Origin of the sequence: Streptomyces sp. NPDC088915, from assembly GCF_044749825.1 — a bacterium.
Taxonomy (GTDB): domain Bacteria; phylum Actinomycetota; class Actinomycetes; order Streptomycetales; family Streptomycetaceae; genus Streptomyces.
The window spans coordinates 109435-123978 of the sequence record NZ_JBIVIR010000014.1 but is presented as its reverse complement, the minus strand read 5'-3'; the positions used below and the strand labels follow the sequence as shown (position 1 = coordinate 123978).

The following is a 14544-nucleotide window of genomic DNA, read 5'->3' as shown; positions in this document are numbered from 1 at the left end:
CCTAGGGCCATTTCGATACGGAACCGTCTCGTATCGAAAAAGCTGGACGAGTCTTTACGTTGCGTTGACACGTCGGACCGGCGTCGTGCCGCTTCACGCCCCCGCCGGACTTCACACATGGCGGCGGTGTGAACAGCGCCACTTCGGCCCACTTTCCCGTCCGCCCGCCGAAGTGCCACCATGGACGTGGTCCGGGGACGCCGTGAGGGCGCCTCGAGATGACACAAGGAGCCGTTCACCATGACGCTTCAGGCTGCCCAGAAGCCGCCCGCCGCCACCGGCGACGCCGACAAGTCGCTGTACGGGGGGAAGGGCACCCGCCGCATCACCGTCCACGACATCGCCGCCGCCAAGGCCCGCGGCGAGAAGTGGCCCATGCTCACCGCCTACGACGCGATGACCGCCTCCGTCTTCGACGAGGCCGGCATCCCGGTCATCCTCGTCGGCGACTCGATGGGCAACTGCCACCTCGGCTACGACACCACCGTGCCCGTCACGATGGACGAGATGACCCTCCTCTCCGCCGCCGTCGTGCGCGGCACCCGGCGGGCCCTCGTCGTCGGCGACCTCCCCTTCGGCTCGTACCAGGAGGGGCCCGTCCAGGCCCTGCGCAACGCCACCCGGCTCGTCAAGGACGCCGGCGTCGGCGCGATCAAGCTGGAGGGCGGCGAGCGCTCGCTGCCGCAGACCGAGCTGCTCGTCCAGGCCGGCATCCCCGTCATGTCCCACCTGGGCCTGACCCCGCAGTCCGTGAACACCATGGGCTACCGGGTGCAGGGCCGCTCCGACGAGGCCGCCCACCGGCTCCTCCGCGACGCCAAGGCCGCGCAGGACGCGGGCGCGTTCGCGGTCGTCCTGGAGCTCGTGCCGGCCGAGCTGGCCGCCGAGGTCACCCGCTCGCTGCACATCCCGACCATCGGCATCGGCGCGGGCGCCGGGACCGACGCGCAGGTCCTCGTCTGGACCGACATGGCCGGTCTGACCGGCGGCAAGGTGCCGCGCTTCACCAAGCAGTACGCCAACCTCCGCGAGACGCTCGGCGACGCCGCGCGCGCCTTCGCCGAGGACGTCTCCGGCGGGGCGTTCCCCGCCGAGGAGCACACCTTCCACTGATCCCGGAAGGGACCCCGCCGAAAGGGGTCACGGAGCCACTGCGGCACCTCCGACAGCCCGCCGACATCCCCCATCGGCGGGCTGTCGGTCATCTGTCGGGGCGCTGTCGGTGGGGCCCTGTTCCATGGTGGACATGACGCGATCACACACCAACGCCGTCGAGGTACGGGGCCTCGTGAAGCACTTCGGCGCGACGAAGGCCCTCGACGGGGTCGACCTGGACGTCCGCGAGGGCACGGTCCTCGGGGTCCTCGGTCCCAACGGCGCCGGCAAGACCACCCTCGTCCGCTGCCTGTCCACCCTGCTCTTCCCGGACGCCGGGACCGCCGTCGTCGCCGGCTACGACGTGGTGCGCCAGCCCCGCCAGCTGCGCCGCACCATCGGCCTCACCGGCCAGTACGCCTCGGTCGACGAGAAGCTGTCCGGCTGGGAGAACCTCTACATGATCGGGCGGCTGCTCGACCTCTCCCGCAAGGACGCCCGGGCCCGCGCCGACGAGCTCCTGGAGCGCTTCTCGCTCACCGAGGCCGCCAAGCGGCCCGCGATGAACTACTCGGGCGGCATGCGCCGGCGGCTCGACCTGGCCGCCTCGATGATCGGGAAGCCGGCCGTCCTCTACCTGGACGAGCCGACGACCGGCCTCGACCCGCGCACCCGCAACGAGGTGTGGGACGAGGTCCAGCGGATGGTCTCCGAGGGCGCCACGGTCCTGCTCACCACCCAGTACATGGAGGAGGCGGAGCAGCTCGCGAACGAGCTGACCGTCATCGACCGCGGCAAGGTCATCGCCAACGGCAAGGTCGACGACCTCAAGGCCCGGGTCGGCGGCCGCACCCTGAAGGTGCGCCCGGTGGACCCGGCCGACCTGACCGCCATGGCCGCCGCGCTGCGCGAGACCGGTCTCGACGGCGTCGCCGGCGCGACCGTCGTCGCCGACGAGGGCGCGCTGTACGTGCCGATCCTCGCCGACGAGCAGCTCACCGCCGTCGTGGCCCTGCTCGGCGCGCGCGGCTTCGGCATCGCCCACATCGGCACCCATCTGCCCAGCCTGGACGAGGTGTTCCTGGCGATCACCGGCCAGAAGACGACCGTGTCCGACGCGCTTCCCGAGGAGGTCGCCGCATGAGCACCGCCACCACGACCACACCGCTCTCCCAGACCCCCGCCGGCGGCCCGGACAAGGGCACGGGCCCGGCGCCGACGCCGGCCGGCGAGGGCCGGATCGGCCTGCGGGCCAACCTGCGCCACATCGGCGCGCTCGCCCGGCGCAACGCCCTCCAGATCAAGCAGGACCCGGAGTCGATGTTCGACGCGGTCCTGATGCCGATCATCTTCATCCTGCTGTTCGTGTACGTCTTCGGCGGCGCGATCGCCGGCAAGGGCAACAACGACGCGTACGTGAACTACGTGACGCCCGGCCTGATGGCGATGATGGGGATGAACATCGCCATGGCCGTCGGGTCCGGCGTGAACGAGGACTTCAAGAAGGGGGTCATGGACCGGTTCCGGACGATGCCGATCGCCCGGTCCTCCGTCCTGATCGCCAAGATCGTCGTCGAGGTCGGCCGGATGCTGATCGCCACCGCGATCCTGCTCGGCATGGGCTTCCTGCTCGGCATGGAGGTCAAGACCTCGGTGCTCGAACTCTTCGCCGCGATCGGCCTGTCGATGGTCTTCGGCGCCTCGCTGATGTGGATCTTCATCCTGCTGGGCCTCACCATGAAGACGACGCAGGCGGTCCAGGGGGTCGCGATGCTGGTCCTGATGCCGCTCCAGTTCGGCTCGTCGATCTTCGCCCCGCCGACCTCGATGCCGGGCTGGCTGGAGACCTTCACCGACTACAACCCGCTCTCCAACCTCGCCGACGCCGCGCGGAACCTCGTCAACGGCGGTCCGCTCGCCCACTCGGTGTGGATGACCCTCGGCTGGTCGGTGCTGATCACGGTCGTCACGGCGCCGATCGCGGTCGCCAAGTTCCGCAAGAAGACCTGAGCCGAGGCTCCCCGGGGGGTCAGGACTCGGCGCGCTCATCGATCGCGTCGGCGGCGCGACCGAGCAGGGCGGCGGCCTCTTCGAAGGAGAGGCCGTCGCCCTCGGCGCGTGCCGCCTCGAACTCCGCGTCCCCGAGTACGGAACGGCCGAGTTCGGTGGCCCGCTCCAGCTGCTCCCGCTCGGTCGGCGGCGGCAGGTGCTCCGACGGGAGCAGGCCGTCCCTGGCCCCGAGCAGCACCGCGCCGGTCCGCGCCTCCGGTCCGCCGAGCCCGGCCAGGGCCCAGGCGGCGACGATCAGGTGCATCGCCGGCATCTGCGGGCCGATCATCATGGACAGCGGGCCCAGGGAGCTCTCGTACGCCTCCGCGGCGAGGGTGAGCCCGGAGGCGTACCGCCCGTCCAGGACGTCCAGCCAGCCGAGGACGCCGAGGGTGAAGCCCTTGAAGAGGGCGAGGGTGTCCGAGTCGAACTCCCCGAGGAGCGCGTGGAGGTGCTCGCGGGCCTCGTCGGTCCGTCCCGCGCGGCCGAGTGCCACCCCGAGGAACATGCGGGCGCCCGCGCGGGGTTCGTGGCCCAGGGCGTGGTCGTCGGCCAGGATCTCGCGCAGGATCGCCTCGCCCTCGGCGGGCCGCCCGGCCTCGACGAGCGTGCCGGCGTACCGGGCCCGCAGGAGCAGCACCTGCGCCTGGGCGCCGATCCGTTCGGCGTGGCCGATGGCGGCGGTGAAGTCCTCGGCGGCCTCCTCGAACAGGAGCAGCCGCTCCCTGGCCTCCGCGCGGGAGGAGAGCGCCTCGGCCGCGCCCCAGGCGTCGCCGAACCGGACGAAGACCTCCAGGCTCTCGTCGGCGTCGGCGATCGCCTGGGCGGCCCGGTCGCCCCGGTTGGCGAGCAGGTTGGCGCGCAGCTGGAGGACGTTGGCGAGGTCCCAGTCGTAGCCGTACCGGCGGCAGGCGTCGACGGTGACGTCGAGCACGTCGCCGAGCCGGTCGGCCTCCCCGATGAGGAGGAGCGCGAAGAAGGCGAAGGCGCCGGGCAGCCGGCAGGACTGGGGCAGGCCGGGGTCGTGGGCGGCGGTCATCTCGCGCAGCCGCCGCACGCCCTCGGGGGTGGTCCAGCGGCCCGTCTCGTGGCTCATGTTGATCAGTTCGACCAGCCGGACCCCGCGCCGGGCCTCCCAGCGCTGCTCCTCGGAGAGCGGCGGCGGGGCGGCCGTGCACGGTTCGTGCAGGGGGACGACGGGGGCGGCGGGCGGTGCGAACGGGTCGGGGCCGAGGGCCGCGGCGGCCCGGGCCCAGTGCAGGGCGTCGGTGCGCAGGTCGCGCATCTGCCAGTACCAGAGCAGGGAGTGGACGAGGACGAGGGCCTCGTCCTCGTCGCGGGCGTCGACGGCCCGGCGCAAGGCGGTGCGGAGGTTGCCGTACTCGGTCTCGAAGCGGGCGATGGCGGCGACCTGCCCCGGCCCGCGCAGCTCCGGATCCGTACGCCGGGCCAGTTCGCGGTAGTACGTCAGGTGCCGCCGCTCCACCTCCGCCCGCTCCCCCGCCTCCGCCAGCCGCTCCCGCGCGTACTCCGCCACCGTCTCCAGGAGCCGGTACCGCATCCCCGCCCCACCCGGCGACGCCACCACCAACGACTTGTCCACCAACGCCCCGAGCACGTCCAGCACGTCCCCGGCCTCCCCGCCGCCGCCGCACACCACCTCCGCCGCCGCCAGATCACACCCGCCCGTGAACACGGCCAGCCGCCGCAGCACCACCCGCTCCGGAGCCTCCAGCAGATCCCACGACCAGTCCACCACCGCCCGCAACGTCTGCTGACGCGGCAGCACCGTCCGAGCCCCCGCCGTCAACAACCGGAAACGATCGTCAAGGCGCTCCGCGATCTGCCGCACCGACAACATCCGCAACCGCGCCGCCGCCAGCTCGATCGCCAACGGCAACCCGTCCAGACGACGACACACCTCCTCCGCCGCCTCCCGATCGTCCCCGACCGAGAACCCCGGCCGCGCCGCCGCCCCCCGCTCCCCCAGCAACCGCAACGCCATCCCCACCGGCAACGGACCCAACGGCCGCACCACCTCCCCCGGCACCCCCAACGGCTCCCGACTCGTCGCCAGGATCCGCAGCCCCGGACAGCGGGCCAGGAGGGTCTCGGCCAGCTCGGCGGCGGCGCCGACCACGTGCTCGCAGTTGTCCAGGAGCAGCAGCATCCGGCGCCCCGCGCAGTGCTCGACGAGCCGGGCGAGGGGGTCGTTCCCGGCCCGCAGCTCCTCGGCCCCCGCGCCGCGCAGGACGGTCTCGCGGGCGCCGACGGCCGCGAGGACGGCCTCGGGCACGGCCTCCGGGGAGGTGACGGGGGCGAGTTCGGCGACCCAGGCGCCGTCCGGCCAGGCCTCGGCGCCGCGCTCGGCGGCCTCCTGCGAGAGGCGGGTCTTCCCGGCGCCGCCGGGCCCGAGCAGGGTGACGAGCCGGGCCGCCCGCAGGTCCTCCCGGAGCGCGGCGATCTCCTCGTCGCGGCCGACGAAGCTGGTGAGCCGGGCGCGCAGGTTCCCCCGGACGGGGGTGGGGGCGGGGGCGGGCTTCGCCGGCGCCGTCTCCCCGGCGAGCAGTGCGGCGTGGAGGGCGCGCAGGGCCGGGGACGGGTCCGCGCCGAGGCGGTCGGCCAGGGCGCGGCGGAGCGTTTCGTACGCGGCGAGCGCCTCGGCCGCCCGGCCCGTGTCGCGCAGGGCGCGGATCCGCAGGGCCTGGAGGGGCTCGTCCAGCGGGTGGGCCGCGCAGAGGGCGGTCAGCTCGGGGAGGACGGCGGGCGCGTCGCCGAGGGCCAGGGCGGCGTCGAGGCGGGCGCGGCGGGCGTCGAGGCGGCGGGCCTCCCAGCGGGCGGCCTCGGCGGCCCGGTCCGGCAGGTCGGCAAGGGCGGGGCCGCGCCAGAGCCCGAGGGCCTCGTCGAGCAGGGCGGCGGCCCGCCCGGCGTCCCCGGCGGCCAGGGCGGCGGCCCCGTCGGCGGCGAACCGTTCGAAGCGGCGGGCGTCCACGTCCTCGGGGCGGGCGTCGAGCCGGTAGCCGCCCTCGGTGGAGGCCACCCGGTCCCGGCCGAGGGCCCTGCGCAGCCGCCCGACCAGGGCCTGGAGCGCGGCGACCGCGTCGGCGGGCGGCTCGTCGCCGTACCAGACCTCGTCCACCAGCTCCCGCACGGGCACGGGCCGCCCGGCCCGCAGGACGAGGACGGTGAGCAGCGCCCGCACCCGGGGACCGCCGACGGTCACGTCGGTGCCGTCGGACGCGTGGACGAGGGTGGGACCGAGGACGGAATAGCGCACGGCCCCATTCTCCGTGAGCCCCGGCCCGGAACCGGACCCGGTCCCGGTACGTTCCCCGCACACCAGCCTTCCCCGTCCCCTGGGAGCCTCCCTGATGACCACGGCCACCGCCCGGAGCCGCGAACGGCGAATCAGCCCCGTCTTCCTGGCGATCCTCGCCGTCATGGCCGTCACCGGCTGGGCGGTGTGGACGGACTTCGCCGCCCTGCCCGGTCTCGCGGTCTTCCTCTTCGTGACCTCGGCGTGGGTGGTGTCGCTCTGTCTGCACGAGTACGCGCACGCCCGGACGGCCCTGCACGGCGGGGACGTCACGGTGGGCGCGAAGGGCTACCTGACCCTGAACCCGCTGAAGTACACGCACGCGGCGCTGAGCATCGTGCTCCCGGTGCTCTTCGTGATCATGGGCGGGATCGGTCTGCCGGGCGGCGCGGTCTTCATCGAGCGGGGGCGGATCGAGGGTCGCTGGAAGCACAGCCTGGTCTCGGCGGCGGGCCCGCTGACGAACGTCCTCTTCGCGCTCGTGTGCACGGCCCCGTTCTGGCTGGACGCGCTGGACGGCGTGCCGCCGGCCTTCCGGTACGCGCTCGCGTTCCTGGCGTTCCTCCAGGTGACGGCGGCGCTCCTGAACATGCTGCCGGTGCCGGGGCTCGACGGGTACGGGGTGGTGGAGCCCTGGCTGTCGTACGGCGTGAAGCGGCGGATCGAGCCGTACGCGCCGTACGGCTTCTTCGTCGTGATCGCGCTGCTGTTCGTCCCGGCGGTCAACGGCGCCTTCTTCGACGCGATCGACGCGCTCATGCGGGCCCTGGGCGTGCCGGAGCTGAGCCGGTACTGCGGCTCGCGGCTGTTCCGGTTCTGGGAGGGGACCCCGGAGTTCTGCGGGGTCTGAGCCCCGCCCCGGGCGGCTCAGACCTGGGCGGCGGCCTTCTCGGCCCTGGCGCGGCGGAGGTAGTACCAGGCCATGTTGGAGGAGAGGCCGGCCAGGAGGACCCAGACGATGCCGAGGAAGCTGCCCTGGACGAAGGAGACGACGGCCGCGGCGACGGCCAGGGCGCAGACCACGAGGGCGTAGAGGGCGAGGCGGGGCATGGGGGTCGGCTCCTGTCCGTACGGATGGGTCTCGGTGCCCGTCCAGTGTCCCCCATGCCCGGAAGCGCCCGTTCTCCGGCTCGCCCCTCCGGCTCGGGCGTCCTCAGATGTCGGTGACCCGGAGGCCCGCGTGGGCCTTGTAGCGGCGGTTGACCGAGATCAGGTTGGCGACGAGCGACTCGACCTGGTGGGCGTTGCGCAGCCGGCCCGCGAAGACGCCGCGCATGCCGGCGATGCGGCCGGCGAGGGCCTGGACGACCTCCACGTCGGCGCGCTCCTCGCCGAGGACCATCACGTCGGTGTCGATCTCGTCCAGGGAGGCGTCCTGGAGGAGGACGGCGGAGAGGTGGTGGAAGGCGGCGGTGACCCGGGAGTCCGGGAGGAGCGCGGCGGCCTGCTCGGCGGCGGAGCCCTCCTCGGGCTTGAGGGCGTAGGCGCCCTTCTTGTCGAAGCCGAGCGGGTTGACGCAGTCCACGACGAGCTTGCCGGCCAGCTCCTCGCGCAGCGACTCCAGCGTCTCGGCGTGGCCGTCCCACGGCACGGCGACGATCACGACGTCGCTGCGGCGGGCGGTCTCGGCGTTGTCGGCGCCCTCGACCCCGTGGCCGAGCTCCGCGGCCGCGTCCCGGGCGCGGTCGGCGGCGCGGGAGCCGATGATCACCTTCTGTCCGGCCCGGGCGAACCGGTAGGCGAGGCCCCGGCCCTGCTCGCCGGTGCCGCCGAGGACGCCGACGACGAGCCCGGAGACGTCCGGGAGGTCCCACGGGTCCTTGGGGGCCTTGGCCGCCGGGGCGGCGGGGTCCTGGGGTGCGCTGGAGGAAGTCATGGCCCCGACATTACCGACCGGTCGGACCGCCGGGGGCCTTCCCGTACGGGTGATCCACTCGCATTCGGCCGCGCGCGGGCCCGGCGTCGTCCATGATGCGTCCGCATGGATGCCGTACGGGTCGCGTTGCTGCGGGAAGTGCTCGCCGGGACGGAGTGGCCGGGGGCGGCCCGCCGGTTCGCGGGGGCGCTGCGGGGCTCGGTGGTCCCGCACGGGGGCGGGCTGCTCCTGGTGGGCACGGAGGAGTACGAGCCCTGGCACCTGGCGGCGCACCTGGTCGACGAGTCGGCCTGGTCGGGGCTGCCGGAGCTGGCGCCGACGCTGGTGCGCCACCGGGTGCGGCCGGGCGATCCGGCGCACCTGGCGGTGGGCCTGGGCAGGCTCGAAGCGGCGGGGCGGGGGGCGACCCTCCTGGTGGTGGCGCCGGAGCGGCCGGGGGCGGGGCTGCTCCAGCGGGTGCACGACGCCCGGCGGGCGGGGGCGACGGTCCTCGCGCTCGACGGGGGCGACCCGGAGGTGCGGGGGCTCGCGCACGAGGCGCTCGCGGTGGCGGAGGGGGCGGGAGTGGACCTGGACACGGTCCAGCACCTGGTGAGCGCGGCGGCCGGGGAGAACAGCCTGCCGTCGCCGCGCGGGAACCGGCGCTTCCGGGACCGGCTCTCGGACCTCGCGGACCGGCTGACGGCCCCGCCGCCGAAGCGCTGGTAGGGGGCCGCCACCGAAGCGCCGGTGGGGCCCCGCCACCGAACCCCCGGCAGTGCTCACCGATAATCAGGTTGCCTTCAGCACCTTTCGGACGGAACATGACCCCTCGTGTCCCCCGCGCTCTCGAAGCTTTCCGCCGTTCTGCCCGATCTGGCGCCCTGGCGCGCCTCCCGCGACTTCCGGCTCCTGTGGGTGCAGGGGCTCGTGACGTTCTTCAGCAGCGCGATGGCGATGATCGCCCTGCCGCTCCAGATCAAGGAGCTGACGAACTCGCCGCTCGCGGTCGGCGCGATGGGCGCGGTCGAGCTGGTGCCGCTCGTGGTGTTCGGCCTGTACGGCGGGGCGCTCGCGGACGCGGTCGACCGGCGGCGGGTGATCCTGTGGACCGAGGCGGGCCTCGGCACGCTGGCCGCGGTCCTGCTGGTCAACGCGCTGCTGCCGGAGCCGATGCTCTGGCCGCTGTACGTGGTCGCGGCCGGCGTCTCCGCGCTCGCGGGACTCCAGCGGCCCGCGCTCGACTCGCTCTTCGCCCGGATCGTGCCGCACGAGCACCAGACGGCGGCGGCCGCGCTGAACTCGCTGCGCTGGCAGATGGGCGCCATCGCGGGCCCCTCGATCGCGGGCCTGGTCGTGGCGCTCGCGGGGCACGCGCCCGCGTACGCGGTGACGGTCTGCGGCTTCGCGGTCTCGGTCCTGATGTGCCGGCGCCTCTCCCCCGCGCCGCCCGCGCACGACGCGGAGAAGCCGTCGCTGCGGGGCATCGCGGAGGGGGCCCGGTACGCCTGGTCGCGGCCGGTGCTGCTGGGCACGTACGCGATCGACCTGGCGGCGATGTTCTTCGCCTTCCCGAACACGATCTTCCCGTTCCTCGCGGACGAGCTGGACGCGGACTGGTCGCTCGGCCTGATGTACGCGGCGGGTTCGGTCGGCTCGCTGGTGCTCGGCCTGACCAGCGGCTGGACCTCGAAGGTGCGGCGGCACGGACTGCTCGTGGCCGGGGGCGCGACGGCCTGGGGCCTGGCGATCGCGGCGGCCGGCTGGTTCGGGAACGTCTGGCTGGTGCTGCTCTGCCTGGCCTTCGCGGGCGCCGGCGACATGCTGAGCGGTCTGGGCCGCTCCACCATCTGGAACCAGACGATCCCGGAGGAGCTGCGCGGCCGGCTCGCCGGCATCGAGGTGCTCTCCTACAGCGTCGGCCCGCAGCTCGGCCAGGTGCGGGCGGGCGTGGCGGCGGGCTGGACCGGCACCCGGACGGCGATCTGGACGGGCGGCGTGGCCTGTGTGGCCTCGGTGGGCCTGCTCTGCCTGACGCTGCCGAAGCTCCTGCGGTACGACTCCGCGACCGACCCGGACTCGCTGCGGCGCAGGGCGCAGCAGGAGGCGGCCGAGAAGGCCCGCGAGGAGACCGCCGGGACCGCCTGAGCGGCCCCGGGGCTCCCGTACCGCCTACGCGGGCTACTCGGGGTTCCCGTCCTTCTTCCCCCCGGCGTCGTGCCAGCGCGGGTCCGTCTCCCACTCCAGGTTCCGGTCGCGGGCGGTCTCCATGGCGTGGGAGGCCTCCTCACGGGTGGTGTACGGGCCGAAACGGTTCTTCGAGGGGCATTCGGGGCCCTCCTCGACCTTCTTGTGCTCCAGGCAGTAGTACCACTCGCCCGGTTTGCCCGCCGTGCGCTTCTTGAACAGGGCCATCGTCGGCTCCTTCCTCCGAAGATCATGGTGCCCCAGACCCGGTCGTTACACTCGCTGGCATGTCTGGCCAGTCGCTTCTCGTACCGGGGGAGCTCTCCCCCCACCGCTCCGTTCCGGGTTCCATCCGCCGCCCCGAGTACGTCGGGAAGCCCGCACCGACCCCGTACACCGGGCCCGAGGTGCAGGATTCCGACACGATCGAACGGATGCGGATCGCCGGCCGCATCGCCGCGCAGGCGATGGAGGAGGCCGCCAAGCACATCGCCCCCGGCGTCACCACCGACGAGCTCGACCGGGTCGCGCACGAGTTCATGTGCGACCACGGCGCCTACCCCTCCACCCTCGGCTACCGGGGCTTCCCGAAGTCGCTGTGCGCCTCGGTCAACGAGGTCGTCTGCCACGGCATCCCGGACTCCACGGTGCTGCGGGACGGCGACATCGTGAACCTGGACGTCACCGCGTACGTCGACGGCGTCCACGGCGACAACAACGCCACCTACCTCTGCGGCGACGTCGACGAGGAGTCGCGGCTGCTCGTGGAGCGGACCCGGGAGGCCCTGAACCGCGCGATCAAGGCGGTGCGGCCGGGGCGCCGGATCAACATCATCGGGCGGGTCATCGAGTCGTACGCCAAGCGGTTCGGCTACGGGGTCGTGCGCGACTTCACCGGGCACGGCATCAACTCGTCCTTCCACTCCGGCCTGATCGTGCCGCACTACGACTCCCCGCACCACACCACCGAGATCAAGACCGGCATGACCTTCACCATCGAGCCGATGCTGACGCTCGGCACCCACGACTACGACATGTGGGACGACGGCTGGACCGTGGTGACCAAGGACCGCAAGCGGACGGCCCAGTTCGAGCACACCCTCGTCGTGACGGAGACCGGGGCGGAGATCCTCACGCTGCCCTGACGTTGCCGCGCCCCGGGAAGTGGGTAGCTTTTTACCGACAGGACGTCGGGAACCAGTTGACTTAGGTAAGCCTAACTCGGCAGGATCGTCACTGGTTCCCGTCCCATCGGTCCCGGAGGCACGCCTTGGACACGCCCTTCTCGACGCTCATCCGCACGGCCTCGCACGAGCAGCACACCGAAGCGGAGACGTCGTCCTTCATGGGTGACCTCCTCGGCGGGCGCCTGGGCGTCGACGCCTACGCGCGCTACACCGAGCAGCTCTGGTTCGTCTACCGGGCCCTGGAGGAGGGCGCGGAGGCGCTGCGCGAGGACCCGGTCGCCGGACCGTTCATACGGCCCGAGCTGTTCCGCACGGCCGCCCTGGAGCAGGACCTCGCCCATCTGCGGGGCCCGGACTGGCAGGCCGCCGCCTCGCCGCTGCCGGCCACCACGGCGTACGCCGAGCGGGTCGCCGAGTGCGCCCGCGACTGGCCCGCCGGCTACGTGGCGCACCACTACACGCGCTACCTGGGCGACCTGTCGGGCGGTCAGATCATCCGCGACAAGGCGGAGCGCACCTGGGGCTTCGCGCGCAAGGGCGACGGCGTCCGCTTCTACGTCTTCGAGGAGATCTCCAACCCGGCCGCGTTCAAGCGGGCGTACCGGGAGCTGCTCGACGGGGTGAACGCCGACGACCTGGAGAAGCAGCGGATCGTCGACGAGTGCAAGCGCGCCTTCGCCTTCAACAGCGCGGTCTTCCACCAGCTCGGGAGCGAGTTCCCGCTGAGCGCGTGAGGCCTTCGGACCGCACGGGAGGGGTCAGCGCGTGAGCGTGCCCTCCAGGCGGACGCGTCCGCCGAGTTCCACGATGCCGTCGGGGCCGGGGGCGGTGAGGAGCTGCGACCCCCGGCCCTGCGTGATGTTCAGGGCCCGTCCCAGCTCCGCCGTGAGGAGCAGCGCCGCCGCGCCGGTCGCCTCGTCCTCGTCGATGCCGTCGCCGCGCCCCGGGAAGGCCCGCGCCCTGACCCGCCCGGCGGCCTCCTCCTCCCAGGCCCAGGCGTAGATCCAGTCGCCGGGCTCCGGGACCTCCAGGGCCTCCACCTCGGCGGCGGAGGCGTACCGGCGCAGGGTGCGCGGCGGGGCCCATTCGGCGCGCGCCTCGATCCAGGTGAACTCCCCGTCCCCGCGCACCCACACCTCGCCCGCGGGCGGGTGGACGACCTCCAGGTCGAGCAGCCAGGCCGCGCCGACGAGCGGGTGCCCGGCGAACGGCAGGCGCAGACCGGGCGTGTAGATGTCGACGAGCCCGCGCTCCGGATCGTCCACGAACACCGTCTCGCTGAAGCCGAGCTCCTTGGCGAGCGCCTGCCGCGAGGCCTCGTCGGGGTGGGTGCGGGCGTCCCGCACGACCGCGAGGGGATTGCCGTACCGGCCGTCGCCCGCACAGAAGACCCGCAGGACGTCGATGTCAGTGGCGGTCGTGTTCATGGCGGAATTCAACCACTCGTCCGTACGGGGGCAGGGCCGCGTCCGGATTCCGGCGCGGCTCCCGGGCCGGATCCGGACGAACCGCCCCCCTTGACCTGCTCTTGACCAGTTCATGGACGGTTCCTGGAACCACCGTGACCCGCCCGTGTCCGGTGTGCCGGAGATGAGAGACGGATCACCGGACGGACAGTTTTGAGTCAGGTAAGCCTGGGCTAAGTTAGCTCCGCCTCGATACCGTCCCCCTCGTTCCTGGAGTCCCCATGCGAGCCGTCCGCCTCTCCGTCGTCACCGCCGCCGCGACCGCGGCGGCCCTGACCGCCGTCACGGGATGCGCCGAGAAGGGCGGCGGCGACGCCAAGGACGGCGCGATCACGGTCGTCGCCAAGGACGACTCCTGCGAGGTGTCGAAGAAGGAGTTCCCGGCCGGGCACGTCAAGCTCGCCGTCGAGAACCGCGGCTCCAAGGTCACCGAGGTCTACGTCCTCTACCCGGACGACCGGATCGTCACCGAGCGCGAGAACATCGGCCCCGGCACCAAGGCCACGCTCACCGCCGAGATCAAGGCCGGCGACTACGCGATCGCCTGCAAGCCCGGCATGACGGGCACCGGCATCCGCCAGGCCGTCAAGGTCACCGGCGACGGCGCCACCGGCACCAAGCGCTCCCCCGAGATGGACGCCGCCGTCGCCGCCTACCGCCAGTACGTCCAGGCGCAGGCCGACCAGACCCTCCCCAAGGTGAAGGTCTTCACCGACGCCGTCCGCGCCGGGGACCTGGAGGGCGCCAAGAAGGCGTACGCCGCCTCCCGCATCGGCTGGGAGCGCACCGAGCCGGTCGCGGAGTCCTTCGGCGACATCGACCCCAAGGTGGACGTCCGCGAGGACGGCCTGGAGGAGGGCCAGGACCCGGCGAAGGACTGGACCGGCTGGCACCGCCTGGAGAAGGCGCTCTGGCAGGACAAGAAGATCACCCCCCGGGAGAAGCAGCTCGCGGACGCCCTGGACGCGGACCTCGCGGACTGGGTGAAGCGGGTCGGCAAGGCCGAGATCACCCCGACCTCCATGGCCAACGGCGCCAAGGAGCTCCTGGACGAGGTCGCGACCGGCAAGGTCACCGGCGAGGAGGAGCGCTACTCCCACACCGACCTCGTCGACTTCAAGGCCAACGTCGAGGGCGCGCAGAAGTCCTTCGACCTGCTGAAGCCCGTCGCCTCGAAGAACGACCCGAAGCTGGTCGCCGACCTCGACAGGCGGTTCGCCGCCCTGAACACGCTTCTGGACAAGTACCGCCAGGACAAGACCGGTTACGACTTCACCTCGTACGACAAGGTCGGCAAGGAGCAGCGCAAGGAGCTGTCGGACGGCGTCAACGCGCTGGCCGAGCCGCTCTCCAAGCTGGCCGCCGCCGTCGTCAAGTAAGCGGGATCCC

The 14544-nt window shown here is 73.1% G+C and carries 14 protein-coding genes; 9 read left to right on the top strand and 5 right to left on the bottom strand.

All coding sequences use genetic code 11. From position 1 onward, the window contains the following. Positions 1-240: 240 nt before the first annotated feature. From panB to ACIP5O_RS24740, 3 genes are all read left to right on the top strand, one after another. Complete coding sequence (panB, locus tag ACIP5O_RS24750) at positions 241-1113, top strand: 3-methyl-2-oxobutanoate hydroxymethyltransferase (protein ID WP_401296764.1); 873 nt, start codon at positions 241-243, stop codon at positions 1111-1113. Positions 1114-1237: 124 nt separating this feature from the next. Then, a complete protein-coding gene (locus ACIP5O_RS24745; protein WP_388658997.1) occupies positions 1238-2239 on the top strand; it encodes an ATP-binding cassette domain-containing protein in 1002 nt (333 codons plus the stop codon). Continuing rightward, a complete protein-coding gene (locus ACIP5O_RS24740; RefSeq protein WP_401296762.1) occupies positions 2236-3105 on the top strand; it encodes an ABC transporter permease in 870 nt (289 codons plus the stop codon). Before ACIP5O_RS24745 ends, ACIP5O_RS24740 begins: the two co-directional genes overlap by 4 nt. A gap of 19 nt (positions 3106-3124) precedes the next feature. On the opposite strand, the gene ACIP5O_RS24735 is transcribed toward ACIP5O_RS24740, so the two are convergent. After that, complete coding sequence (locus ACIP5O_RS24735; protein ID WP_401296760.1) at positions 3125-6421, bottom strand: AfsR/SARP family transcriptional regulator; 3297 nt, start codon at positions 6419-6421, stop codon at positions 3125-3127. A gap of 94 nt (positions 6422-6515) precedes the next feature. Here ACIP5O_RS24735 and ACIP5O_RS24730 point away from each other — a divergent pair, with 94 nt between their 5' ends. Then, on the top strand, positions 6516-7310 hold the full coding sequence (locus ACIP5O_RS24730) for a site-2 protease family protein (RefSeq protein WP_401296758.1): 795 nt from the start codon (positions 6516-6518) through the stop codon (positions 7308-7310). Between the two features lie 17 nt (positions 7311-7327). Here the strand turns inward: ACIP5O_RS24730 and ACIP5O_RS24725 are convergent, their stop codons facing one another. After that, positions 7328-7510 (bottom strand): hypothetical protein, encoded by a 183-nt coding sequence (locus tag ACIP5O_RS24725; protein ID WP_401296756.1) that lies wholly within the window; start codon positions 7508-7510, stop codon positions 7328-7330. Between the two features lie 103 nt (positions 7511-7613). Next, positions 7614-8336, bottom strand: coding sequence for an NADPH-dependent F420 reductase (npdG, locus tag ACIP5O_RS24720; protein ID WP_401296755.1), 723 nt, complete (start codon positions 8334-8336; stop codon positions 7614-7616). Positions 8337-8441: 105 nt separating this feature from the next. On the opposite strand from npdG, the gene ACIP5O_RS24715 reads away from it, so the two are divergent. Next, positions 8442-9044 (top strand): hypothetical protein, encoded by a 603-nt coding sequence (locus ACIP5O_RS24715; protein WP_356544367.1) that lies wholly within the window; start codon positions 8442-8444, stop codon positions 9042-9044. A gap of 105 nt (positions 9045-9149) precedes the next feature. Beyond that, positions 9150-10463 (top strand): MFS transporter, encoded by a 1314-nt coding sequence (locus ACIP5O_RS24710; RefSeq protein WP_401296752.1) that lies wholly within the window; start codon positions 9150-9152, stop codon positions 10461-10463. Between the two features lie 33 nt (positions 10464-10496). Here the strand turns inward: ACIP5O_RS24710 and ACIP5O_RS24705 are convergent, their stop codons facing one another. After that, positions 10497-10730: a hypothetical protein gene (locus tag ACIP5O_RS24705; protein WP_401296750.1), complete on the bottom strand. Its 234-nt coding sequence runs from the start codon at positions 10728-10730 to the stop codon at positions 10497-10499. Between the two features lie 59 nt (positions 10731-10789). Between ACIP5O_RS24705 and map the strand changes: the two genes are divergently transcribed. After that, positions 10790-11647 (top strand): type I methionyl aminopeptidase, encoded by an 858-nt coding sequence (gene map / locus ACIP5O_RS24700; protein WP_401296749.1) that lies wholly within the window; start codon positions 10790-10792, stop codon positions 11645-11647. A 125-nt stretch (positions 11648-11772) separates the two neighbouring features. Beyond that, positions 11773-12423 (top strand): heme oxygenase (biliverdin-producing), encoded by a 651-nt coding sequence (locus tag ACIP5O_RS24695; RefSeq protein WP_401296747.1) that lies wholly within the window; start codon positions 11773-11775, stop codon positions 12421-12423. A gap of 24 nt (positions 12424-12447) precedes the next feature. Here ACIP5O_RS24695 and ACIP5O_RS24690 read toward each other — a convergent pair whose 3' ends face one another. After that, positions 12448-13116: a PhzF family phenazine biosynthesis protein gene (locus ACIP5O_RS24690; protein ID WP_401296745.1), complete on the bottom strand. Its 669-nt coding sequence runs from the start codon at positions 13114-13116 to the stop codon at positions 12448-12450. A gap of 260 nt (positions 13117-13376) precedes the next feature. On the opposite strand from ACIP5O_RS24690, the gene efeO reads away from it, so the two are divergent. Then, entirely contained in the window at positions 13377-14534 is a 1158-nt protein-coding gene (efeO, locus tag ACIP5O_RS24685) for an iron uptake system protein EfeO (RefSeq protein ID WP_401296743.1), read from the top strand. The last annotated feature ends 10 nt before the right edge of the window (positions 14535-14544 follow it).